The sequence below is a fragment of the Longimicrobium sp. genome (genome assembly GCF_036388275.1).
Lineage (GTDB): Bacteria > Gemmatimonadota > Gemmatimonadetes > Longimicrobiales > Longimicrobiaceae > Longimicrobium.
Map to the genome: position 1 here is coordinate 23652 of NZ_DASVSF010000071.1, position 21881 is coordinate 45532.

24 protein-coding genes are annotated in these 21881 nt (G+C 70.1%); 20 read left to right on the plus strand and 4 right to left on the minus strand.

Annotated features, from left to right (window positions below; all coding sequences use genetic code 11):
- Positions 1–6: 6 nt before the first annotated feature.
- The 19 genes from hemL to VF632_RS14755 all read left to right on the plus strand — a co-directional run bounded on the left by hemL (position 7) and on the right by VF632_RS14755 (position 18861).
- Positions 7–1323, plus strand: coding sequence for a glutamate-1-semialdehyde 2,1-aminomutase (hemL, locus tag VF632_RS14665; protein WP_331023659.1), 1317 nt, complete (start codon positions 7–9; stop codon positions 1321–1323).
- Positions 1295–2674 (plus strand): SpoIID/LytB domain-containing protein, encoded by a 1380-nt coding sequence (locus VF632_RS14670; protein ID WP_331023660.1) that lies wholly within the window; start codon positions 1295–1297, stop codon positions 2672–2674. Before hemL ends, VF632_RS14670 begins: the two co-directional genes overlap by 29 nt.
- Positions 2675–3393: 719 nt before the next feature.
- The gene (locus VF632_RS14675) at positions 3394–4098 is read left to right on the plus strand and encodes a hypothetical protein (RefSeq protein ID WP_331023661.1); all 705 of its coding nucleotides are present in this window, start codon (positions 3394–3396) and stop codon (positions 4096–4098) included.
- Positions 4098–5105, plus strand: a complete 1008-nt coding sequence (locus VF632_RS14680; RefSeq protein WP_331023662.1) for a Gfo/Idh/MocA family oxidoreductase — start codon at positions 4098–4100, stop codon at positions 5103–5105. The genes VF632_RS14675 and VF632_RS14680 overlap by 1 nt, the downstream gene beginning before the upstream one ends.
- A gap of 49 nt (positions 5106–5154) precedes the next feature.
- A complete protein-coding gene (locus tag VF632_RS14685) occupies positions 5155–5583 on the plus strand; it encodes a ferritin-like domain-containing protein (protein WP_331023663.1) in 429 nt (142 codons plus the stop codon).
- A 313-nt stretch (positions 5584–5896) separates the two neighbouring features.
- On the plus strand, positions 5897–6991 hold the full coding sequence (locus VF632_RS14690) for a hypothetical protein (protein WP_331023664.1): 1095 nt from the start codon (positions 5897–5899) through the stop codon (positions 6989–6991).
- On the plus strand, positions 6988–7566 hold the full coding sequence (locus VF632_RS14695; protein WP_331023665.1) for a hypothetical protein: 579 nt from the start codon (positions 6988–6990) through the stop codon (positions 7564–7566). The genes VF632_RS14690 and VF632_RS14695 overlap by 4 nt, the downstream gene beginning before the upstream one ends.
- Before the next feature lie 56 nt (positions 7567–7622).
- The gene (locus VF632_RS14700; RefSeq protein WP_331023666.1) at positions 7623–7817 is read left to right on the plus strand and encodes a hypothetical protein; all 195 of its coding nucleotides are present in this window, start codon (positions 7623–7625) and stop codon (positions 7815–7817) included.
- A 269-nt stretch (positions 7818–8086) separates the two neighbouring features.
- On the plus strand, positions 8087–8290 hold the full coding sequence (gene rpmE / locus VF632_RS14705; protein ID WP_331023667.1) for a 50S ribosomal protein L31: 204 nt from the start codon (positions 8087–8089) through the stop codon (positions 8288–8290).
- Between the two features lie 125 nt (positions 8291–8415).
- Positions 8416–9486: a peptide chain release factor 1 gene (gene prfA / locus VF632_RS14710; protein ID WP_331023668.1), complete on the plus strand. Its 1071-nt coding sequence runs from the start codon at positions 8416–8418 to the stop codon at positions 9484–9486.
- Between the two features lie 111 nt (positions 9487–9597).
- Positions 9598–10467, plus strand: coding sequence for a peptide chain release factor N(5)-glutamine methyltransferase (gene prmC, locus VF632_RS14715; protein WP_331023669.1), 870 nt, complete (start codon positions 9598–9600; stop codon positions 10465–10467).
- A gap of 13 nt (positions 10468–10480) precedes the next feature.
- Positions 10481–10837 (plus strand): YlbF family regulator, encoded by a 357-nt coding sequence (locus tag VF632_RS14720; RefSeq protein ID WP_331023670.1) that lies wholly within the window; start codon positions 10481–10483, stop codon positions 10835–10837.
- Between the two features lie 17 nt (positions 10838–10854).
- Positions 10855–11490, plus strand: coding sequence for a CDP-alcohol phosphatidyltransferase family protein (locus tag VF632_RS14725; protein WP_331023671.1), 636 nt, complete (start codon positions 10855–10857; stop codon positions 11488–11490).
- A gap of 34 nt (positions 11491–11524) precedes the next feature.
- The gene (locus VF632_RS14730; protein WP_331023672.1) at positions 11525–12871 is read left to right on the plus strand and encodes an inositol-3-phosphate synthase; all 1347 of its coding nucleotides are present in this window, start codon (positions 11525–11527) and stop codon (positions 12869–12871) included.
- A gap of 548 nt (positions 12872–13419) precedes the next feature.
- A complete protein-coding gene (locus VF632_RS14735) occupies positions 13420–14781 on the plus strand; it encodes an amidohydrolase family protein (protein WP_331023673.1) in 1362 nt (453 codons plus the stop codon).
- Positions 14778–15701: a cation diffusion facilitator family transporter gene (locus VF632_RS14740; RefSeq protein WP_331023674.1), complete on the plus strand. Its 924-nt coding sequence runs from the start codon at positions 14778–14780 to the stop codon at positions 15699–15701. Before VF632_RS14735 ends, VF632_RS14740 begins: the two co-directional genes overlap by 4 nt.
- Entirely contained in the window at positions 15698–16411 is a 714-nt protein-coding gene (locus VF632_RS14745; protein WP_331023675.1) for a methyltransferase domain-containing protein, read from the plus strand. Before VF632_RS14740 ends, VF632_RS14745 begins: the two co-directional genes overlap by 4 nt.
- Positions 16408–17574 (plus strand): NAD(P)/FAD-dependent oxidoreductase, encoded by a 1167-nt coding sequence (locus VF632_RS14750; protein WP_331023676.1) that lies wholly within the window; start codon positions 16408–16410, stop codon positions 17572–17574. Before VF632_RS14745 ends, VF632_RS14750 begins: the two co-directional genes overlap by 4 nt.
- A 369-nt stretch (positions 17575–17943) precedes the next feature.
- On the plus strand, positions 17944–18861 hold the full coding sequence (locus VF632_RS14755) for a serine hydrolase (RefSeq protein ID WP_331023677.1): 918 nt from the start codon (positions 17944–17946) through the stop codon (positions 18859–18861).
- Positions 18862–18880: 19 nt separating this feature from the next.
- Here VF632_RS14755 and VF632_RS14760 read toward each other — a convergent pair whose 3' ends face one another.
- The 4 genes from VF632_RS14760 to VF632_RS14775 form a co-directional block, all read right to left on the minus strand.
- Positions 18881–19399, minus strand: a complete 519-nt coding sequence (locus VF632_RS14760; RefSeq protein WP_331023678.1) for a GNAT family N-acetyltransferase — start codon at positions 19397–19399, stop codon at positions 18881–18883.
- Positions 19400–19500: 101 nt separating this feature from the next.
- On the minus strand, positions 19501–19674 hold the full coding sequence (locus VF632_RS14765; RefSeq protein WP_331023679.1) for a hypothetical protein: 174 nt from the start codon (positions 19672–19674) through the stop codon (positions 19501–19503).
- Positions 19671–19865 (minus strand): hypothetical protein, encoded by a 195-nt coding sequence (locus VF632_RS14770; RefSeq protein ID WP_331023680.1) that lies wholly within the window; start codon positions 19863–19865, stop codon positions 19671–19673. Before VF632_RS14770 ends, VF632_RS14765 begins: the two co-directional genes overlap by 4 nt.
- Positions 19862–20056: a hypothetical protein gene (locus VF632_RS14775; protein WP_331023681.1), complete on the minus strand. Its 195-nt coding sequence runs from the start codon at positions 20054–20056 to the stop codon at positions 19862–19864. The genes VF632_RS14770 and VF632_RS14775 overlap by 4 nt, the downstream gene beginning before the upstream one ends.
- Before the next feature lie 231 nt (positions 20057–20287).
- Here VF632_RS14775 and VF632_RS14780 point away from each other — a divergent pair, with 231 nt between their 5' ends.
- The gene (locus VF632_RS14780; protein WP_331023682.1) at positions 20288–21850 is read left to right on the plus strand and encodes an amidohydrolase; all 1563 of its coding nucleotides are present in this window, start codon (positions 20288–20290) and stop codon (positions 21848–21850) included.
- The last annotated feature ends 31 nt before the right edge of the window (positions 21851–21881 follow it).

Below are 21881 nucleotides of genomic sequence, written 5' to 3' on the forward strand. Positions count from 1 at the left end.
TTTGAGATGTCTGTAACCCCAGTGGCACGAGAAAGCAATAACGCGGCCAGCGCCGCCCTGTTCCACCGCGCGTGCGAGGTGATTCCCGGCGGCGTCAACTCGCCGGTGCGCGCGTTCCGGGCGGTCGGCGGCGAGCCGTTCTTCGTCGACCGCGCCGCGGGCTCGCGCATCTGGGACGTGGACGGAAACGAGTACATCGACTACGTGCTGTCGTGGGGCCCCATGATCCTGGGCCATGCGCATCCCGCCGTCATCCAGGCCATCACCGAGGCGGCGGGGCGCGGCACGTCTTATGGCGCGCCGACGGAGGCCGAGGTGCAACTGGCGGAGGCGGTGCGGGAGTTCTTTCCCTCGATGGAGCGCATCCGCCTGGTGAACAGCGGCACCGAGGCGACGATGAGCGCCGTCCGGCTGGCGCGCGGGTTCACCGGGCGCGAGATGATGCTGAAGTTCGAAGGCCACTACCACGGCCATGGCGACTCGTTCCTGGTCAAGGCCGGCTCCGGCGTGGCCACGCTGGGCCTTCCCAACTCGCCCGGCGTGCCGGCGGACCTTTCCAAGCTGACGCTGACGGCGCCGTTCAACGACTTGGAGGCGGTGGAGACGGCGTTCCGCGCGCACCCGGAAAAGATCGCCTGTGTGATCCTGGAGCCGGTCGTGGGCAACGCGGGCTTCCTGCCGCCGGACGAGGGCTTTCTCCACGGGCTCCGGCGTATTACCGAGGAGCACGGCGCCCTGCTGATCTTCGACGAGGTGATGACGGGCTTTCGCGTGGCCCCCGGCGGCGCGCAGGAGCTGTTCGGCATCCGGCCGGACCTCACCACGCTGGGCAAGGTGATCGGCGGCGGCCTTCCCGTCGGCGCGTACGGCGGGCGGGCGGACGTGATGGCGCACGTGGCGCCGGTGGGACCCGTCTACCAGGCGGGGACGCTCTCGGGCAATCCCCTGGCGATGGCCGCCGGTCTGGCGCAGCTGAAGATCCTGCGCGACGAGAACCCCTATCCCGAGCTGGAGAGGAAGACGAAGCGGCTCGTGGAGGGTCTGCTGGCGAACGGCGCGGAGATGGGCGTGCCCATGTGCGGAGGCAGCTACGGCTCCATGTGGGGCGTATTCCTTGCGGCGGGGCCGGTACGCACCTTCGAGGACGCGAAGGGCTCCGACGTGGACACGTTCCGCCGCTTCTTCCATGCAGCGCTGCAGCGGGGCGTGTTCTTCGCGCCCTCCGCGTTCGAGGCCGGGTTCCTGTCTACCGCCCACACCGATCAGGATGTCGAAGAAACCATCTCCCGCGCCCGTGACGCCCTCCGCTTTGCGCTGGCGTAAGCTGGCGGGCGCCCTGGCGCTCGCCGTCCTTGGCGCATGCGCGCCGCGCGGCCCGCGGGTGCCGACGGTGCCCGTCGTGGTCATCCGCGACACGGTAGTGACGCCCACCCGTCCGCCACGCGACACGGTGTCCATCCCCGCGACGCCCACGGCGGACACGGCCGCGTTCCCCGAGGCCCTGCTGGCGCCGCGGGTGCGCGTGGGCCTGGTGGTCGACACGTCGCGCATCGAGATCACCTCCGCCGGCGCGTTCTCCGTGCTGACGGACGCGGGGCAGGAGGTCGCCCGCCTTCCCGCCGGCGGCACGGCCACGTTCGCGGACGCGGGAGGCACCATCACGCTGGCGAGCCGCACGGGTGCGAGCGCGGGCGGGCCGGGCGGCGCCGGGCTTCGCGCGCCGCTGGTCATCCGCCCCGCCGCGCCGCACGGCACGCTGTCGGTGAAGGGCCAGGCGTACCGCGGAGAGCTGGTGGTGCAGGACGCGCCGCGCGGCGGGCTGACCATCGTCAATCGCCTGGACATGGAAACGTACCTGCTGGGCGTGGTGCCGCGCGAAATCGGCAACGTGCAGGCGGACGTGTTCGAGGCGGTGAAGGCGCAGGCCGTAGCGGCCCGCACCTACGCGGCCATCTACATGGGGCGGCGGTCGGCGCAGGGGTTCGACGTGTACGCCACGGTGGAGGACCAGGTGTACGGCGGACAGGCGGCGGAGTACCCGCTGGCGTCGCGCGCCGTTCGCGAAACCGCTGGCGAGATCATCACGTACAGCGGCCAGCCGATCACCGCCTACTACCACAGCACCTGCGCGGGGCAGACGGCGGCCATCCACGAGGTGTGGAACAACGCGCCCATCCCGTACCTGGTGGCGGTTCGCGACGTGGACCCGCGCACGGGCGAGGCGTACGACAAGGTGAGCAGCCGCTTCCGCTGGACGGAGCGGTGGACGCACGAGCAGCTGGTGGGCATTCTGAACCGCACGATGGCCGATTCGCTGCGCGGCCGGCGCATCACCCGCATCGACGACATGCGCGTGCTGGAGCGCACCCCGTCCGACCGCATCCGCGCGATGCGCCTGGCGACGGACGCGGGCACGTTCACGCTGGGCAAGGACCGTATCCGGTGGATCCTGACGCCCGCGTCGCGCGCCGGCATCCTGAACAGCAGCAAGTTCGACGTTAGGCTGGTGCGCGAGGGCGGGCGGGTGACGGAGATCGTGGCGGAGGGTGGCGGCTGGGGGCACGGCATCGGCATGTGCCAGGTCGGCGCCATGGGCCGCGCCCGCGCCGGGCAGGACTACCGGACCATCCTGCGCGCGTACTATCCGGGCACGCAGATCGTCGATCAGTATTGAGGCGCGACGCAACGGTGTCATCCTGAGGCCCAAGCGCACCGCATCCGTCCGCAGCAGAACCGTCGCGGGCCGAAGGATCTAGCCGCGGACGGGTAACAAGCTCGGGCGCGGCAGCGGTCACCGAAGCTAGGGCCTCGGCTGCCGTGGGGCCCTCACCCGGCCGCGCTGACACGCGTGCCACCCTCTCCCACAAACAGCGCGGGAGAGGGGGTACACTTCGAGATTTCGGTGATCAGGGCAGGTGAGGAGCGCGCCCTGAACTCGCTGGGGCGAATGAATTCGCGGCAACGACGGCCCGAAGTCCGCCTTCGCGGACTGCATCCGCGGCCGGGGTGCACGACCCCAGCCGACGTGCAGGTCAGGTCTCCCCCTCCCCTGCGAAGCGGGGGATGGGGGCCGGGGGGAGGGGGCTCCCGCGGATGCGCAGGCAGCCCGTCGAACCTCGACCGCGAAGTTCTCCCCTCTCCCGGCGCAGTTTGCCGGGGGAGGGGCCGGGGGAGGGGCCCCCGCAACGGAGGCGTCTCGGGCTCGGGTGCTCGCTACCGCGCCCAAACTGGAAGTGGCGCAGGCTAGATCCTTCGGCGCGCGCGGGATGAGGCACGGGCGGGTTCGGTGCGCCTGCGCCTCAGGATGACAGACCGAAGTTCCCCCCTCTCCCGCGCCGTTTGCGGGGGAGGGGCCGGGGGAGGGGGAACCGCAACCATACGAACAAGCCCGAGATGCCCCGCAGCACATCGATCTGGATCGTCCTGGCCGCGGCGCTGCTCGCGTGGCCCGCTCACGCGCAGGACGCGGCGGACTACGACTACGAGAACCTGGTCCTGACGGGCGTGGGGGCCCACGTGAGCGTGGTGTTCCCCTCGCGCTCCGAGGCCACGCTCGGGTTCAACCTGCGCGCCGATCTGGGGCTGCTGGGCCCCAACCTGCGCATCGCCCCCGGCCTCACCTACTGGCAGTCGACGTTCCGCGCCGGCGAGGTAGACCGCATCGAGGAGCGGATCGAGGCGTCGTGCGAGCGGGGGGGAAGCCCGTGCACGGGCATCGACCTGGGCACCATCCAGATCAGCGACCTCTCGATCGATCTCGATGCCCACTACCTGTGGACCACCGCGCTGGGGATCGAGCCGTACGCCGGCGCGGGCGTGTCGCTGCACCTGCAGAACGGGAGCGGCGAGTTCATCGAGAACACGTTCGTCGAAGAATTGCTGGACCAGGTCGCGCCGGGGCTGAACCTGGTGGCCGGCGCGGAGATGCCGCTGGCCGGCAACCTGCGCGTGCTCGCCGAGGCCCGCGGCGTGCTGACCAGCAACCTGCGATCGTTCAGCGTGGGCGTGGGGGGCAGCTGGGCGTTTCCGTCGGACATGCGCCGCCCCGTGATGCCGCCCCCCGCCGCGCCGCCGACCTCTACCTCGACCATTCGCTGATGGCCATCTCCCGTCCCCCCGTCCGGCTGGCCGTGCTGGGCGCCGGCTCCGTCGCCCAGGTGGTGCACCTTCCCATCCTCACGCGCATGCGGGGCGTGGAGGTGGTCGCCGTGGCCGATCGCGACGCGCACACCGCGCGCACCATCGCCAGCCGGTTCGCGATTCCCACCGTCTCCACCGAGGCCGAGCAGGTGCTCACCGACGACGTGGACGGCGTGGTGGTGTGCACCCCCAGCAACCGCCACGAAGAGCAGGTTCGCGCGGCGCTCAGGGCCGGCAAGTTCGTGCTCTGCGAAAAGCCCCTGGCGCTCACTGCCGACGGCGTGGCGCGCATCATGGACGAGGAAGGCGCGCAGGGGCGGCTGATGGTGGCCATGAACCAGCGCTACCGGCCGGACACCACGGCGCTTCACCAGTTCGTCTCCGGCGGCGAGCTGGGAGACGTGTACTACCTGAAGACGGGGTGGCTCAACCGGTACCGTCCCAAGGGCCGCACGTGGCGGGAAAGGAAGTCCACGGCGGGCGGCGGCGCGTTCATGGACCTGGGGCTGCAGATGCTGGACCTGGCCCTGTGGACGCTGGGCTATCCGAAGCCGGAGCGGGTTTCGGCGCACATGCACTCGACAGCGGGGAGCGAGGTGGAAGACTCGGCCGCGCTGGTGCTGCGGCTGGAGGGCGACCGGCTGATCAACCTGGACTGCACCTGGAACCTGCTGGCCCGCAAAGACCGCCAGTACCTTCACGTGATGGGCACCGCCGGGTCTGCCTCGCTGTCGCCGCTCGCCGTCTACAAGGACATGCCGGCGGGGCTGGTAGAGGTGACGCCTCCCGTGCAGGCGTCGCGCGAGAACGCGTTCACCGCCAGCTACCGCAACGAGCTGCAGGCGTTCGTGGAGCTGGTGCGCGGTGACCGGACGGTGGGTGCGCCGGGGGAACACCTTGTGCTGATGCGCCTGGTGGAGGCCGCGTACCGCTCCGCGGCCGAACGGCGCGAAGTCGCGCTGTAGGGCCGCGTACGCGTGGCCTGAAGACATCCGGAACAGGGGGACGAAGAGAATGGCGGACCTGAAGGCGTTGATTGACGGATTGAACGAGGACCTCGCGGCCGAGTACCAGGCCGTGATCATGTATCGCACCTTCGCCAGCCTGGTGACGGGGCCGTGGCGGATGGACCTGCGGCCGTTCTTCGAGAACGAGATCCCGGACGAGCTGGGGCACGCCGCGTTTCTGGCCGACAAGATCGTGGCGCTGGGCGGCATTCCCACCACGCAGGCGCAGCCGGTGCCCATCCCCCGCGACAACCGCCAGATGCTGGAGATCGCGCTGCAGGCCGAAATCGACACGATGGAGCGCTACAGCCGCCGCATCCAGCAAGCCGAGGAGGCGGGCGAGATCTCCATCAAGCTGCAGCTGGAGAACCTGCTGGTGGACGAAAGCAAGCACCGCGACGACATCCGCCGCATGCTCGAGGGCTGGAAGGAGTAGTCATCGCCACACGGACGGGCACCCTGCCCCGTCCGCGCAACTGCCGAACCGGGGCCGACAGGCGTTTCTCCTGTCGGCTCCGTCTGTTTACAGGTTCTTTTTCAGCCCTCCTCTATCTCCAAAAAGCTGGATAGTCCGGCGCTTTCTCTCTTTCCTCCGAAGCGCCGGGTAATCTGATGTTCCAGGAACACTTGACGCGGGACTGCTGCGTGGTTATCCTGTCTTCAAGAGATAATCGTCACTTCCGGACGAGTCTTGTGAATGGGGCGCCGTCCGGCTGCCCTGTCTTCTCTCCCACCCGCCAGGATCTTCGATGGCGAAGAAGCTTGTCCTCCTCCTGCTGGCCGGCGCCGTGGCGGCGTGCGCCAGCGACGGCCCCGGCCCCGCGGGCCGCACGCCTGCGATGCGCCAGCTGGTGCTGGAGCCGGTCGTGGATCTCCGGGACGACTCGGCGGCCATCCTGGCGCGGCCCGAGTGGGTCTCCGTCGATCCGCAGGGCCGGTTCGTGATCGCTGACATCTCCGACAAGAACGTGAAGGTTTACGATGCCGCGGGGCAGCGCCGGGGCACCGTGGGCCGCGTGGGCCACGGCCCTGGCGAGTTCGTGGGGCTGATGACCGCGCAGGCGTACGGCGACTCGGTGATCGGTTACGACCTGAACGGCGCCCGTATCTCCGTATTCGGCCCCGATGGCCGGTACCGCCGCGCCCTGGCGATCACCGATCGCAAGGTTCCGCTGCCGTTTTACGTGCGCGTGGTGGACGACTCGCTGTTCCTGCTGGTGGCGGCCGTGCCGGGCGGGGCGGGGCGCAACCTGCTCTCGCTGGTTCGCCCCGACGGAACGCCCGTGGCCTCGTTCTTCGACCCCTCCGAGTACCTGGGCAAGGACCCCAAGCTCATCCAGCGCACGATGGTGATCGCCGACGCGGCGGGCGGCGTGGTGTTCGCCGCACTCGTCGGGGGCGACAGCGTGTATGCCTTCGATTATCGCGGCCGGCGCCTGGGCGCCCACCCGATCGACCCGCAGCAGCCGCTGGTGACCACGCGCACCCTGCTGGCCCGAAATGGCGGACGCGAGCGGCTGGCCAGTGGAAAGTCCGTCGTCGACGGCAACCGCAACGTCATCGGGCTGGTGGCCCTGGACAGCGCGACGGTGGCCATGCAGGTGGCGGAATACAATGCCGAGACCGGGATCGACCCGCTGGACGGCGGCACGGTCATCGTTCACACCCTGCAGCCGGGTGGACGGCTGATCCCCATCGCGCGCTCCGACGAGCGTGGGGCGGTGATCGGCCGCGACCGGCAGGGGCGCCTGCTGATGCTTCGCTACACCTCTTCCGCGGCCGACAGCTACCAGGTGGTGCGTGCGACCACGCGTCCCCTGACCACCGCCCGGAGGACGCCGTGAACGCCCGCGGGGGACGGCTTCGCGCCACGCTGGGTGTGCTGGGGGCGTTCGCCCTCGCCTGGGGTGCCTCGCGCGCGCTGGCCAAGGGATGGGACGGAGCGCCCGGCCGCATGCGCACGCAGATGGCGCCGCCCACGGCCGCGGGCCTCGATTCGGCCACGATCGCCGTGCAGGGCGCGCTGACCACTGGGGCGGCCTCGGCGACGGCTGCGTCCATGCCGCGAGGCATGGGGCTGCTGGTGGTGCTGCGCAGGGCCGACATCCTTACCTGCGAAGACCTGGGCCGGCAGCTGCGCGAGCTGGAGTCGCGAGGCGGCGGCTTGCCGCTGGTGGTGATGGCCGACACGGGGGCGGCGGAGGAGCTTCGCGCCTTCGTGCGCCGCGAGCGGGTGAAAGCCGCGGTGGTAGAGGTGGAAACCCGCCAGGTGCTGAACGACACGCCGGCGCTTTTCACCCCCGCGGTGCTGGTGGTGCGTGATGGCGGCGCCCGCGTGGCGGGCATCGTCCATCCCAAGCGGTTTTCCAATGCACGGGTGCGCTCGTTCGCCGACGAACTGGGCGCACACCTGGACTGATGGCAGGAGTACCACACGGGGCCGGGAACCCTACTTACCAACCAGGAGACGATCTCATGACCATTCGCAAGGCCCTTACCGTTGGCGCGCTGATCTTCGGCGGCGTGCTGGGCAGCACCAACTTCAGCGTGGCTTCGGAGGGGAACCAGCAGTGCTACTACCGCCCCGGTACCGACGTCGAGAACTCGTGCACCGCCTGCGCCGACACCTGTGGCGGTGCGGGCTACCGCTGCTGCACCATCATAGGATAAAGTCGGCAAACAGCTCAGCCATCTCGCGGCGACAGCCGCGCGATCCCATTCGTATCGCTTCACGCCTTTCCCGGGCCCGTGCCACGCGGCGGCGCACCTACTCCCCCGGGAGAGGTGCGCCGTTGCTCGTTCGCTCCCAGGATTCCGCGGGTTGCCCGAATCCGCCACATCCGCTATTTTTGATGATTCTCCGGCTGCCCGTATCGCGCGAACCGTCGCGCGGGGGCGAGCCACTGTTTCAAGCCGACGAACCGACAGGTGGTGGCGATATGAAGGCCGACATTCATCCGACGTACAACATGGCGAAGGTGCACTGCGCCTGCGGCAACACCTTCGAGACCCGCTCCACCAAGGGCGACATCGGCGTCGAAGTGTGCAGCAACTGCCACCCGTACTACACGGGCAAGCAGAAGCTGATGGACACCGCGGGACGCGTGGAGCGCTTCCGGCAGCGCTACGCAGCCGCCCAGTAAGCAGACGAAAGAGAGCCGGGGCCGCGCCCCGGCTCTCCGACTATCCAGGCCCAACGATGCGCGCCGCGGCCGCGCAACGGTGAACCACCGCGCGCGTCTGCACCCGCGCACTCACGCACGACCCCATGGAAGACCGCATCTTCGACGCGCAGCGCAGGTACGACGACCTGTCCGTTCAACTGGCCGACCCGTCCATTCACGCAGACCCCAAGCGGCTGCGCGAGGTGTCGCGCGAGCATTCGCGCCTGTCCGCCATCGTCGAGGCCGCCGCCCGGCTGCGGCGCGCCCGCGAGGAGCTGGAGGGCGCGCAGGCCATGCTCGCCGATGCCGCGGGCGATCCCGAGATGGCCGAGATGGCCCGCGCCGAGGCCGACCACCTCACGGGCGAGGTGCGGCGGCTCGAAGGCGAGCTGAAGCTGCTTCTCATTCCCCGCGACCCGCTGGACGACCGCGACGCCGTGGTGGAGGTGCGCGCCGGCACCGGCGGCGACGAAGCCGCCCTGTTCGCGGGCGAATTGTTCCGCATGTACTCCCGCTTCGCCGACCGGCAGGGCTGGAAGCTGGAGGTGCTCAGCGTGTCGGAGGGCACGGCCGGCGGCTACAAGGAAGCCGTCTTCATCGTCCGCGGGGCCCACGCGTACGGCGACCTTCGCTACGAGTCGGGCGTGCACCGCGTGCAGCGCGTCCCCGCGACCGAAACGCAGGGGCGCATCCACACCTCCGCCGCCACCGTGGCCGTGCTGCCCGAGGCGGAGGAAGTGGACGTGCAGATCAACCCTAACGAGCTGAAGATCGACGTCTACCGCAGCTCGGGGCCTGGCGGGCAGTCGGTGAACACCACGGACTCCGCCGTGCGCATCACCCATCTCCCGACGGGGCTGGTGGTCACCTGCCAGGACGAGAAGTCGCAGCACAAGAACAAGGACAAGGCCATGGGCGTGCTCCGCTCGCGCCTGCTGGACATGCGCATCGCCGAGCAGGAGTCCGCCCGCGCCCGCGACCGCAAGTCGCAGGTGGGCACGGGCGACCGCTCGGCCAAGATCCGCACCTACAACTATCCGCAGAGCCGCGTGACCGACCACCGCATCGGCTTCACCACCCACGCGCTGCAGCAGTTCCTGGACGGCGCGATCGACGAGGTGATCGAGAACCTGAAGCTGGCTTCGCAGGAAGAGCGCGAGGACCGCGCGGCCTGACCGTGCCGGCGCGCCGCATTGACGGGGCGGCGGGAACGCACGAGTTTGCGCGCCGCGGGCCCCAATGGGTCCGCGGCGCTTTTCCGTGCCGCACACCGAGGCGAACGGCCGTTGCAGACCGAGACCAAGCGCTGGACCCTCGTGGAGATGCTCCGCTGGACGGCGGAGTACCTGGGCGGCAAGGGCTTCCACAACCCCCGGCTGAACGCCGAGCTGCTGCTGGCCGGCATGCTGGGCCTCAAGCGGCTGGACCTGTACCTTCAGTACGACCGCCCGCTCAGCCCCGAGGAGCTGGCCGAGTTCAAGGCCCGGCTGCGCAGGCGTGCGCGCCGCGAGCCGTTGCAGTACATTGACGGAACAGCCGCGTTTCGTGACCTTGTGCTCAAGGTGGACCCGCGCGTGCTGATCCCCCGGCCGGAAACGGAGCGCCTTGTCCAGGAGGTGCTGGACTGGGCGGCCGGGCGGGAAGGACTGGAGGCCATGGACCTGGGCACGGGCTCCGGCGCCATCGCCCTGGCGCTGGCGACGGAAGGCCCGTTCGCCCGGGTGGTGGCCACGGACCTGCGCGAAGGCACGCTGGCTGCGGCGCGCGCCAACCACGAGGCCGTCGCGCCTTCGGCATCGGTGCAGTTCCGCGCGGGCGACCTGTTCGAGCCGGTTCGCGGCGAGGCGTTCGACGTGATCGTCTCCAACCCGCCCTACATCGGCGAAGAGGAGCGGCCGGCGCTGGACGCGGAGGTGGTTGACTGGGAGCCGCGGGCGGCGCTCTTCGCCGGGGTGGGCGGACTGGAGGTCATCCGCCCCCTCGTGGCCCAGGCTCCCGGGCACCTGCGCCCCGGCGGGCTGCTGGCGCTGGAGATCGGGGCAGGGCAGGGCGTTGCCGTGGCGGAGCTGATCGAGCGGACGGGCGCCTTCAACACGGCGCGGGTAAAGCAGGACCTGGCGGGGCGCGACCGCTTCGTGCTCGCCGAGCGACTATGACAAGGACGTTGGGATGGAACCGATCTGGGAACGGGCGCGCGAAGTAGGCAGGCAGATCGCGCACAGCAGCGAGTACGGCGCCATGAAGCGCGCCAGCGAAACCCTGCAGAACGACCGCGAGGCCGTAACGCGCCTCAACCGGCTTCAGCAGCTGGAGGCCGGGTTCGCGCGCGCCATGCAGGGCGGCAGCGAGCCGCCGCTCGAGGAGCAGGACGAGTACGAGCGGCTGGTGGGCGAGGTGCAGACCATCCCCGCGTACCAGGCGTTCGAGGCGGCCCGCGCCAACCTCGACCAGTTGATGGCGCGGGTGAACGAGGAGATCGAAAAGGGGATTCAGGCGGGCGAGCAGAGCCGTATCATCCTGGCCTGAGCCGGACACTCCGCCCCATGAACCTTCAGCCCAGCGCGCTGCGCGACCAGGGAACCCGGCTGCTGCAGCCGGTGATGGACCTGTTCGTCCGCACGGGGCTTACGCCCAACGGCGCCACCACCATCGGCTTCGTGGTGACGGCGGGAGCGGGGATCGCCTACTTCTTCGGGCACCTGCAGCTGGGCGGCCTGCTGGTGCTGCTGGGCGGCTTCTTCGACATCGTCGACGGCTACATCGCGCGCCGCCGGTCGATGTCCACCACCTTCGGCTCGTTCTACGACTCCACCCTGGACCGCGTGTCGGAGGTGGTGGTGCTGATGGGGGTGATGTCGCTGTACGTGGGCGACCGGCCTACGCTGGGCGTGTGGTGGATGGTGTACGTGGTGGCGGCCGCGATCGCCGGGTCGCTGCTGGTTTCGTACACCCGCGCCCGCGCCGAGGGGCTGGGGATCGACTGCCGGGTGGGCTTGATGCAGCGCGCGGAGCGAATCCTGCTACTTGGAATCGCCACGCTGTTCTTTGGCAGCTGGCGCAGCGGCGTGGTGCTCACTTGGGTGATGCTGGCCATGGCGGCGCTCACCAATTTGACGGCGCTGTACCGGGTCTACTGGGTATACAAGTACACCAACGCCGCCCCGGCGGCGCGGCCGTAGGCCAAAACACCAGTTTGAAAGGGTCTGTCCGACCGTGCGGAACGAACAGTACACGCCGCGGCCCGCCGAGGGGCGCCTGGGGATTTTGCTTCCCGGGCTGGGAGCCGTGTCCACCACCTTCATCGCGGGGGTGGAGCTGGTGCGCCGCGGGATCGCGCGCCCCATCGGCAGCCTCACGCAGCTGGGCACCATTCGCCTGGGCAAGCGCACGGAGCACCGCGCGCCGGCCATCTCCGAGTTCGTTCCCCTGGCCGGGCTGGACGACATCGTGTTCGGCGCCTGGGACCCGTTCCCGGCCAACGCGTACGAGAGCGCCATGGTGTGCGGCGTGCTCAACAAGCACGAGCACGTGGAGCCCATCTCCGACTTCCTGATGGGCATCGAGCCCATGCAGGCCGTCTTCGACCAGAGCTACGTCAAGAAGCTGCAGGGCACCAACATCAAGCCCGGCAGCAGCAAGCGCGACTGGGTGGAAAGCCTTCGCGACGACATCCGCTCGTTCAAGGCGCGCAACGACTGCGACCGCCTGGTGATGGTGTGGTGCGGCAGCACCGAGGTGTACATCGTTCCCGGCGCGGTGCACCAGACGCTGGAGGCCTTCGAGCGGGCCATCGACGAGAACCACGTCGAGATCGCCCCGTCCATGCTGTACGCCTACGCCGCGCTGATGGAGGGCGTGCCGTACGCCAACGGCGCGCCCAACCTGTCGGTAGACATCCCCGCGCTGCAGGAGTTGGCCGAGGAGCGGGGCGTGCCCATCGCCGGCAAGGACTTCAAGACCGGCCAGACGCTGCTGAAGACCATCATCGCGCCCGGCCTCAAGGCGCGGATGCTGGGGCTGGACGGCTGGTTCAGCACCAACATCCTGGGCAACCGCGACGGCGAGGTGCTGGACGATCCGCAGTCGTTCCGCACCAAGGAAGAAAGCAAGCTGTCGGTGCTGGAGCACATCCTTCAGCCCGTCACCTATCCCGAGCTGTACGGCAAGTTCAGCCACGTGGTGCGGATCAACTACTATCCTCCACGCGGCGATGCCAAGGAGGGGTGGGACAACATCGACATCCGCGGGTGGCTGGACTACCCGATGCAGATCAAGGTCGACTTCCTCTGCCGCGACAGCATCCTGGCGGCGCCCATCGTGCTGGACCTGGCGCTGTTCCTGGACCTGGCGTCGCGCGCGGGGATGGGCGGCATCCAGGAGTGGCTCTCGTTCTACTTCAAGAGCCCCATGCACGGCGAAGGATTGTACCCGGAGCACGACCTGTTCATCCAGCAGATGAAGCTGAAGAACACGCTGCGCTGGATGATGGGCGAAGACCAGATCACGCACCTGGGGCTGGATTACTACCTGGATGAGGCGGATACGCTCGCTGGAGTGTAGGGAAGTGCGTTAGTGCGTGAGTGCGGAAGTGCGAAAGCAGGGAACCCGGTCCTCGTTGGGGGCCGGGTTCTCTCGTTCGGGCCGCTGGGGCGACTGAAGTCGCGGCAACAAAGGCCCAAAGTCCGCCTTCGCGGACTGCACGCGCAGTCGCGTGCACGACCCCAGCCGGAGCGCAGTTCAGGTCTCCCCCTCCCCTGCGAAGCGGGGGACGGGGGCCGGGGGGAGGGGGCTCCCAAGGCATGCGCCGAAGCCCGTCGAACCCCACCCGACGTTCTCCCCTCTCCCGGCGCAGTTTGCCGGGGTAGGGGCCGGGGGAGGGGCCCGCCCGAGGCATGCACGACAGCCCGTCGCCCCGTGCCCGAAGTTCCCCCCTCTCCCGCGCTGTTTGCGGGGGAGGGGCCACGGGGGGAGGGGGACCCGCGCCTGCTTGTTGCATCGCTCCCCCGCCCACGACGCCGACGGCCATCGTTAGGAGTTGGCCATCATAGGTGTTGAGAGAATTCGCGTCTGCCGACGATCCCCCTGAGCAGCGACTCTGACCGAGCCCGATGCCGGACCTGCCGCTGACCCTGTACCGCGCCGCCTGGGTGCTTCCCGTGTGCGCCGCGCCCATCCGCGACGGCGCCGTGCTGGTGGGCACAGACGGCCGCATCGCCGCCGTGGGTCCGCGGCTGGCCATCGAGCCGCCCGAGGGCGTGGTGATCGAAGAGCTGGGGCCGGTGGCGCTGATGCCCGGGCTGGTGAACGTGCACGCCCATCCCGAGCTCGCCATGTACCGCGGCGCGCTCGAGGACCTGAACTTCCGCGACTGGATCCTTCGCCTGGTCGGCTCCAAGCGCGCCGCCCTCACCGAGGCCGACTTCCACGCCGCCGCGCGCTGGACGATGGTCGAGGCGGTGCGCTCCGGCATCACCACCCTCGCCGCCACCGAGTCGTCCGGCGCCTCTGCCGCCGTACTGTGCGAGTCCGGTCTGCGCGGCGTCGTCTACCAGGAGGTGTTCGGGCCCGATCCCGCGCAGGCGGACGAGTCCATCGCCGGCCTGCGCGCCGCCGTCGACGGCCTTCGCGCGTACGAGTGCGACCGGGTGATGATCGGCGTGTCGCCGCACGCGCCGTACACCGTGTCCGACGCGCTCTTTTCCGCTACCGCCGACTTTGCGCTCGCGGAGGGGCTGCCGATGGCGGTGCACGCGTCGGAGTCGCGCATCGAGCAGATGCTGGTGCAGGCCGGCGAGGGCGACTTTGCGCCCGGGCTGCGGGCGCGAGGCATCGATACGCCACCGCGGGGACGGACGACGGTGGAGATGCTGGACCGCCTGGGCGTCCTTCGCGCGCGTCCGCTGCTGATCCACTGCGTCCTGCTGGACGCGGACGACATCCGTCGCGTGGCGGATACGGGCTCCGCCGTGGCCCACTGCCCGGTGGCGAACGCCCGGCTGGGCCACGGGCTGGCGCCGTATCCGGAGATGATCGAGGCCAACGTGCGCGTGGGGCTAGGCACGGATTCGGTGGGCAGCAACAACCGGCTGGACCTGCTGGAAGAAGCCCGCATCGCCTCCATCCTGCACCGCGCGCGCGTCGCCCGGCCGGACGTGCTGTCCCCCGCCGACCTGCTGAAGCTGGTGACCATCGACGGCGCGCGGGCCTTGGGGCTGGATGGCACGATCGGCACGCTGGAGCCCGGAAAGGCGGCGGACCTGTGCGCCGTCTCCCTCGCGGCGCCTCACGTGCAGCCGGTGCACGATCCCCTCGCGGCCGTCTTTCACGCCGCCCGCGGCTGCGACGTGGTGATGACGGTCGTGGACGGGCGCGTGCTGTACCGCGACGGGCAGCTCTCCACGCTGGATCCGGCCGGGCTGGAGCCGCTGCTGGCGGATGCCGCGCGGCGGCTGCGCGAGGTGATGACGTGAGCTCGGTGGCGGCGGGCAGCCTGGATGAGCGGGCGCGGGAGGTACGCCGCGTCCTGAACATCATGCTGGCCGTCAGCCTGGTGCTGGTCACGGCGAAGACGGCCGCGGGCGTGGCGACCGGCTCGCTTTCCATCCTGGGCGGCGCGTTCGACTCGGGGCTGGACGTAATGACCACGCTGGCGGCCATCGCCCTGGCGCGCGTGGCCGCCGCCGAGCCCGACGAGCAGCATCCCTACGGCCACGAGAAGTTCGAGGCACTGGGCGCGCTGGCGATGGTGGCCTTCCTGTCCATCTCGGTCTTTGAGCTGGTGCAGAGCGCCGTGGGCCGCCTTCGAGAAGGTGGGCACGAGGATGTGGATTCTTGGCTGGGCGTCGCTGTGATGAGCGGCTCCCTGGTGCTGGGGCTCGCCGCCTCGCTGTTCGAGCGGCGGAAGGGCAGGGCGCTGAACTCCGAGCTGCTCCTGGCCGATGCCGCGCACCTGCGGGCGGACGTGTACGTGACGCTGGCGGTGCTCGCGGGGCTGCTCCTGGTAAAGCTGGGGTGGCGGTCGGGCGACGCATGGACGGCGCTTCTGGTGGCCGTGCTGATCCTGCGCACCGGCTGGGAGATCCTGCGTGAGACGGTGCCGGTGCTGGTGGACGAGGCCGCGGTGGAATCCACCGAAATCCGCCGCATGGCCGAGGCGATGCGCGGCGTGGAGGCCGCCTACGACGTGCGCAGCCGTGGCCGCCCCGGCGCCCGCTTCGCCGAGCTGACGATCGTTGTCCCCACGGAAATCGGCCTGGAGGCCGCGCACGACATCGCCGACCTAGTGGAGGAAGAGGTGAGACGGCGTCTGGGCGCGCGCCGCGTGGTCGTGCACGTGGAGCCACGCTCCGCCGCGCCGGGGCCGGCGCTGAACCCGGGTGCCCGCGCGTGACCTCGCTCCCACGCGCCACCGGCGAAGAGCTGATGGACGAGCCCGGCCAGGACGCGGCGGAGCTGGCCCGCAGCCTGGCGGACCTGCGGGGCGTCAACCGCTGGCTGGGAGGCACGCGCATCGTCCTCCACCACCTCTCGCGGCTGGTGGCGGGCGATGCGAACCGCACCTGGCGCATCCTGGACGTGGGAACCGGCTCTGCAGACATCCCGCTCGCGATCGCGCGCTGGGCCCAGTCGCGGGGCGTCACGGTCGAAGTGGTGGCGACGGACCTTCATCCCACGACGCTGGACGTGGCGCGCGCGCGGATCGCCGGGCATCCCAACCTGCGCGCCGAAGCCGCGGATGCGTTGGACCTGCACTACCCCGACTCATCGTTCGACGTCGTCCTCTGCTCCACGGCCCTCCACCACTTCAACGAGCGCGACGAGGTTCTGCGCGTGCTGCGGGAGATGGACCGTGTGGCGCGCGTGGGCGGCATCGTGAACGATCTCCGGCGGTCGCGCCCGGCGCTCGTGGGTGCCAACCTGCTTGCTGCCAGCGTCTGGCGCACGCATCCCGTGACGCGGCACGACGGCCCGCTCTCCGTCCGCCGCTCCTTTACGCCCGCGGAGCTGCGCGAGCTGGCGGCGGAGGCCGGGCTGCGTGGCGCCCGTGTGCACGCACACGTGCCTTTCCGCGTGGCGCTCGTGTGGAACGGGGAGGGGTGAAGGTGGGCGCCTGGGACGTGGTGGTCGTCGGCGCGGGGCCGGCGGGGAGCGCGACGGCGGCGCGGCTGGCCCGCCGCGGCCACGCCGTCCTGCTGCTGGACCGCGCCGCGTTCCCCCGCCGCAAACCGTGCGGCGAATGCGTGAACCCCGCGGGCGTCGCGGCCCTGCGCCGGCTGGGTGCACTAGACGCGGTCCTCGCCGCCGGCCCCGCGCCGCTGGACGGGTGGCGCATCGCCGCGGACGACCACGCGTTCGAAGGCCGCTTTCCTAAGGGCGTGCGGGGACTGGGGCTCCCCCGTGAGGTGCTGGATACGATCCTCCTGGGCCATGCGCACGATGCCGGCGCGGAGGTCCGCACGGGGCTGAAGGTGACGGACCTGGTCCGGCGGTCGGGACGCGTCGCGGGCGTGGTGACGGACGCGGGTGAGATCCACGCGCGGATCGTCGTCGGCGCGGATGGGCTGCGCTCGGTGGTCCTGCGGCGGCTGGACCTGCTGCGGCGCGGCCCCAAGCTGCGGAAGCTGGCGCTGACGGCGCACGTGCAGGGGATCGCGGGGCTGCGCGGGCGCGGGGAACTGCGGGCGCGCGGGTGTGGGTGCCTGGGCGTGGCGGAGGTCGGCGGGGGGCTGGCGAACGTGACGGTCGTGGCCTCCGGACACGAGATGCACGAGGTCGGCGGAGGGCGCGAGGCGTACTTCGACGCAGCGCTCCGTAGCTACGGCCTCCGCGGCGCTCAGCGCGTCGACGAGGTGCTGGCGACCGGCCCGTTCGACTGGCCCGTGCGCCGGGCCGTGGCGGATGGCGCCTTGCTGGTCGGCGACGCGGCCGGCTACTTCGACCCGTTCACCGGCCAAGGCATCTACCGCGCCCTTCGCGGCGCCGAGTTGGCAGCCTCGGTGATCGACCACGCACTCCGCAGCGGGGACGTTTCCGCAAACGCCCTCGGCTCGTACGAGCGAGCCCGCCGCCGCGCCTTCGGGCCGGGGGAGCGGCTTCAGCACGTGATCGAGGCCTTCATCGCGCGTCCGGAACTGCTCCGGTGGGCCGCGGACCGCTTCGCCCAGCGCCCGGCGCTCGGAAACGCGATCATCCGAGCGACAGGCGACGTCAATCCGATCCGCTCGCTGCTCCGTCCGTCGCTTCTCGCGCAGTTGGTGGCGTAGCCGGCCGACGCCGCGTCCACCGGTGAATGAGAGTGGGTGAACCCGCCGCTCGGACAGCGCGCGCCGTACCTGCCGAAGCGCGATCGAATTCTCCCTTTCCCCCGCTTGCGGGGGAGAGGGCCGGGGAGAGAGGGCTGCCAGGGGCATGCGCCGGGATCGGTCGAAACGCACCTACCCGTCTCCCTTCGGTTCAGGCGCCGCACCCGCCGGAGCCCACGAAGCTGACTCCCTTCCCCCGCGCTGTTTGCGGGGGAAGGGTTGGGGATGGGGGGCGCCCGCGGCATGAGCGGTCCCCATCGAAACGCCCCAGGCAGCCGCGATCTGCTCCGAATCGATTCGACGATCCAGACCACCTCCACCATGACACCAATGAAGCCCACCCCCACGCTCGCGCTCCTGCTCGTCGCCGCCTCCTGTGCCCCGGGTCCCGCTGCGACACCCAAACCGAGCGCCGTTCCCGCATCCACCCTGGAATCCGACGTCCGCGCGCTGGTCCGTGCGGCGGCGGGAGATACGGCGGAGGTTTCGGTCGCGTTCCTGGACCTGCAGACGGGCGACTCGCTGCTGGTGGATGCTCATGTCCGGATGCACGCGGCCAGCACCATGAAGGTGCCCGTGATGATGGAGCTGTTCCGCCGCCGCACCGCGGGCGGGCTGGCGATGGATCGGGGTATGGTGCTCCGCAACGCCTTCACGAGCATCGCCGATGGCCAGACCTACTCGCTCACGGCCGGCGACGACAGTGATCCCGCGCTGTACGAACGGGTGGGCGGGGAGGTGACCGTCGGCGAACTGATGGAGCGGATGATCACGCGGTCGAGCAATTTAGCCACCAATGCCCTCATCGCCCTCGCCGAGCCCGCGCGTATCGCGCAGCTGATGGAGCGCATCGGCGCGCGCGACATGCACGTGCTGCGCGGGGTGGAGGACAACGCCGCATACCAGCGGGGGATGAACAACTCCACCACGGCGTACGCGCTGATGCGGGTGATGCGCGCGGTGGCGGACCCATCGGTGCTGGGGGAGGACGCGTCGCGCGAGATGCAGGCGATCCTGCAGCGGCAGGAGTTCACGGAGATGATCCCGGCCGGACTGCCCGCAGGCACGCGCGTCGCCAACAAGACGGGCAACATCACGCGCATTGCCCACGATGCCGCCATCGTGTATCCGCCCGGCCGCGCGCCCTACGTGCTCGTCGTCCTCACCCGTGGCTTCGCCGACCAGAACGCCGCCGCCGCCGTTGGCCGCGACATCTCCGCCGCAGTCTGGCGCCACGTCGTGCGATAGGCAGAACATCGGGGGTACATCAGACCTCCCGCAGGTCGAAGCGCATGCTCACCGGAATGGCCGATGCACCGCGGCGAGCGGCCGCTTCTTCGCGTGCTCGTTGCTCGACCTTGTTGATTACGAAGCCCTGCCGCTCGTACCACTCGACCAACTCCGGCCGGGCGTCCAGGACGACGTACCGGCACGCGACCATTGCCGAAACAGCGGTGGCGAGATCGATCACGGCGGCTACGACCATCCTGCCCAGCCCCTTGCGTTGCCAGATTTCATGGACGCCCAACTGGGCCAGCAGCAAGGCCGCGATTGTCCTGTATCGCACGCCGAAGGGCTTTTCGCGAGTGCCCAACAGTATGGACCACATGCAGATCGTAGAGTACGCTGCGACGGATCGATCGATGTGGTACAGATACGTAGTCGAAAGCCTTTGCTGCTGGTCCCGCCAGGCTCGCTCCCGTAGGAACATGTCCTGATCGTGCCGCCCGGATTTGAAGTCTAGCGGGACGGAGCTGTCGAGCCGGCGGCATTCGGGTAGCATCATCGCGTCATCCAGTCCGTCCGTAGGTCCACGTGTGGCGGAAAAGGGCTAATGAAAACGGGCGAGCCCGACCTTGGCTCGCCCGTTCACGATTTCGCTCCGGCTCAGCGTGCTTCGGTACATGCACGTTCTTCCCGCTCAAGGCGTTCGCGAACCGCGCGCATCGTCCGGACGCGCTCGAAGGTTGCCCGGCGCTCCGGCGTATCGGCGGGTGGTTTGCTCATCTCGTCCATGAGCTCCATCCACCCTTCGAGGCTGAGAATCGTGGGTTCGTTCATGGGCGCTTCGATGTGACGGTGATGGACCCGACCACCTCGTCGTCGGGAAACTCCATATCGTCGAGCAACGCTCTCCGGGCACGGATTCGCGCGAAGGTTGCCCGGCGCTCCGGCGTATCGGCGGGCGGTTTGCTCATCTCGTCCATGAGCTCCATCCAGCCCTCAATAGTGAGGATCGTGGGTTCGATCATGGGTGCTTCGACGTGATGGCGGTGGACCCAACCGCCTCGTCGTTGGGAAACTCCATACCGTCGAGCAGCGCTCGTCGGGCACGCATCCGCTCGAAGGTGGCGCGGCGCTCCGGCGTCATCGGCGGCGGATTCTCGATCTCGTCCATGATCTCGAGCCATCCCTCCAAGCTCAGCGGCGGCGTAGGTTCCATGCTCCTTCGCATCTCCCAAACGGTGTCGGATCCAGCAGAACGATGACAAAGATCCACAACCATGTCAAGGGTGTCCAGAATACGCCATCGTTGGTACATCCAGTGCCGCTGCAACGCCTTGCATCGGCTGCAATCCAGGCCCGGGTTCCGTCCGCCCCTAGCCCCAGCCGCCACGACTGCCCATCTTCGCTCGATGTCCCGTAACCCTGATTCCCCGACCGCGCGTGCTCGATGTCCGACCTGATCCTTTCCGCCCGGCGCATTCACGTCTTGGGCGCTCACCCGCCGGTGCAGGCGCTGCTCATCCGCGACGGGCGGATCGTCGTTGCGGGGACGGTGGACGAGGTGCGTGGGGCGGCGCTGCCGGGCGCGGTGACGGAGCACGTTGACGGCGTGGTGACGCCGGGGCTGACGGACGCCCACGTGCACCTGACCACGTGGGCGCTCGCCAGGCGGCGCGTGGACCTGAACGCCGCGCCGACCCTGGGCGACGGCGTCTCCGCCGTCGCGGATGTCGCGCGCGCGGGCGAGGGGTGGGTGCGGGGGCTGGGATGGGACCGGCATCGCTGGGGCACCCTGCCGACGAAGGAGCCGCTGGATCGGGTTTGCCCACGGCGTCCCGTGTTCCTGCAGAGCCACGACCTGCACGGCATCTGGGTGAACAGCGAGGCCCTGCGCCGCTGCGGTATCACCCGGGACACGCCGGACCCGGATGGCGGCGAGATCGTTCGCGACCCCGCCACGGGCGAGCCCACCGGCGTGCTGCTCGAAGAGGCGATGAAGCTCGTGTCCGCGCACCTGCCCCCGGATTCGCCGGAGGACGTGCGCGACGCGCTGCTGGATGCCCAGCGGGAGTGCCATGCGCTGGGCCTCACCGGCGTGCACTCGGTGGAGGTGACGGGGCTCCAGGACTTCAGCACGATGGAGCAGGATGGCGTGCTGCGCCTTCGCGTGCTGCAGGCTATCCAGCTCAACCAGTTGGCGAACGCCATCGGCGTGGGGCTGCGCAGCGGGTTCGGCGGGGAATGGATCCGCATCGGCGGGCTGAAGATGTTCCTGGACGGAGCGCTGGGCTCGCGCACCGCCTGGATGCGCGAGCCGTACGAGGGCACGCCCGGCAACCTGGGCATCAGCACGTTGCCCCCCGACGAGTTCCGCGCGCACGTCCGCCGGGCCGCGGAGGCGGGGATCTCGTCCACGGTTCACGCCATCGGCGACGCGGCGGTGGAGCTGGCGATCGACGTGCTGGGTTCGGCGCCGCGGGTGGGCGCGATGCCGCACCGCATCGAGCACGTGCAGCTGTGCCCGCCCGACCTGTGGGAGCGGGCCGGGCGGTCGGGGCTGATCGGGTCGATGCAGCCGATCCACCTGATGACTGACATCCCTACCGCCGAGCGCAACTGGGGGCACGAGCGGTCACGGGGCGCCTACCCGTTCTCGCACCTGCTGCGGGCCGGGATGACGCTGGCCTTCGGCTCGGACGTGCCGGTGGAATCGTGCGATCCGCGGCTGGGGCTGTTCTCCGCCGTCCATCGCGTGGGGTGGGATGGCGAGCCGGCGGATGGATGGTGGCAGGAGAATGCCGTTACGCCAGAGCAGGCGCTGCGGGCATACACCGAGGGCCCCGCCGCCGCCGCGGGGCTGGCCCACCGCACCGGCCGGCTGCTTCCCGGCTACGACGCCGACCTGGTGGCGTGGGACGTCGATCCGCTGGCGTGCACGCCTGACGAGGTGCGCGGCATGACCTGCCTGCTGACGATGGTGGCGGGCGAAACCGTCCACCGTGCCGCCTGACCGCGTCGGCATCGCCTTCGGATCGACACCT

Coding starts and splice junctions, on each gene's coding strand:
- VF632_RS14735 (WP_331023673.1), top strand. CDS start 13,420: ATGCCGGACCTGCCGCTGACCCTGTACCGCGCCGCCTGGGTGCTTCCC.
- VF632_RS14775 (WP_331023681.1), bottom strand. CDS start 20,056: ATGGAACCTACGCCGCCGCTGAGCTTGGAGGGATGGCTCGAGATCATG.
- VF632_RS14725 (WP_331023671.1), top strand. CDS start 10,855: ATGAACCTTCAGCCCAGCGCGCTGCGCGACCAGGGAACCCGGCTGCTG.
- VF632_RS14770 (WP_331023680.1), bottom strand. CDS start 19,865: ATGATCGAACCCACGATCCTCACTATTGAGGGCTGGATGGAGCTCATG.
- VF632_RS14685 (WP_331023663.1), top strand. CDS start 5,155: ATGGCGGACCTGAAGGCGTTGATTGACGGATTGAACGAGGACCTCGCG.
- VF632_RS14675 (WP_331023661.1), top strand. CDS start 3,394: ATGCCCCGCAGCACATCGATCTGGATCGTCCTGGCCGCGGCGCTGCTC.
- VF632_RS14780 (WP_331023682.1), top strand. CDS start 20,288: ATGTCCGACCTGATCCTTTCCGCCCGGCGCATTCACGTCTTGGGCGCT.
- VF632_RS14760 (WP_331023678.1), bottom strand. CDS start 19,399: ATGATGCTACCCGAATGCCGCCGGCTCGACAGCTCCGTCCCGCTAGAC.
- hemL (WP_331023659.1), top strand. CDS start 7: ATGTCTGTAACCCCAGTGGCACGAGAAAGCAATAACGCGGCCAGCGCC.
- rpmE (WP_331023667.1), top strand. CDS start 8,087: ATGAAGGCCGACATTCATCCGACGTACAACATGGCGAAGGTGCACTGC.
- VF632_RS14720 (WP_331023670.1), top strand. CDS start 10,481: ATGGAACCGATCTGGGAACGGGCGCGCGAAGTAGGCAGGCAGATCGCG.
- VF632_RS14690 (WP_331023664.1), top strand. CDS start 5,897: ATGGCGAAGAAGCTTGTCCTCCTCCTGCTGGCCGGCGCCGTGGCGGCG.
- prfA (WP_331023668.1), top strand. CDS start 8,416: ATGGAAGACCGCATCTTCGACGCGCAGCGCAGGTACGACGACCTGTCC.
- VF632_RS14680 (WP_331023662.1), top strand. CDS start 4,098: ATGGCCATCTCCCGTCCCCCCGTCCGGCTGGCCGTGCTGGGCGCCGGC.
- VF632_RS14755 (WP_331023677.1), top strand. CDS start 17,944: ATGAAGCCCACCCCCACGCTCGCGCTCCTGCTCGTCGCCGCCTCCTGT.
- VF632_RS14765 (WP_331023679.1), bottom strand. CDS start 19,674: ATGAACGAACCCACGATTCTCAGCCTCGAAGGGTGGATGGAGCTCATG.
- VF632_RS14700 (WP_331023666.1), top strand. CDS start 7,623: ATGACCATTCGCAAGGCCCTTACCGTTGGCGCGCTGATCTTCGGCGGC.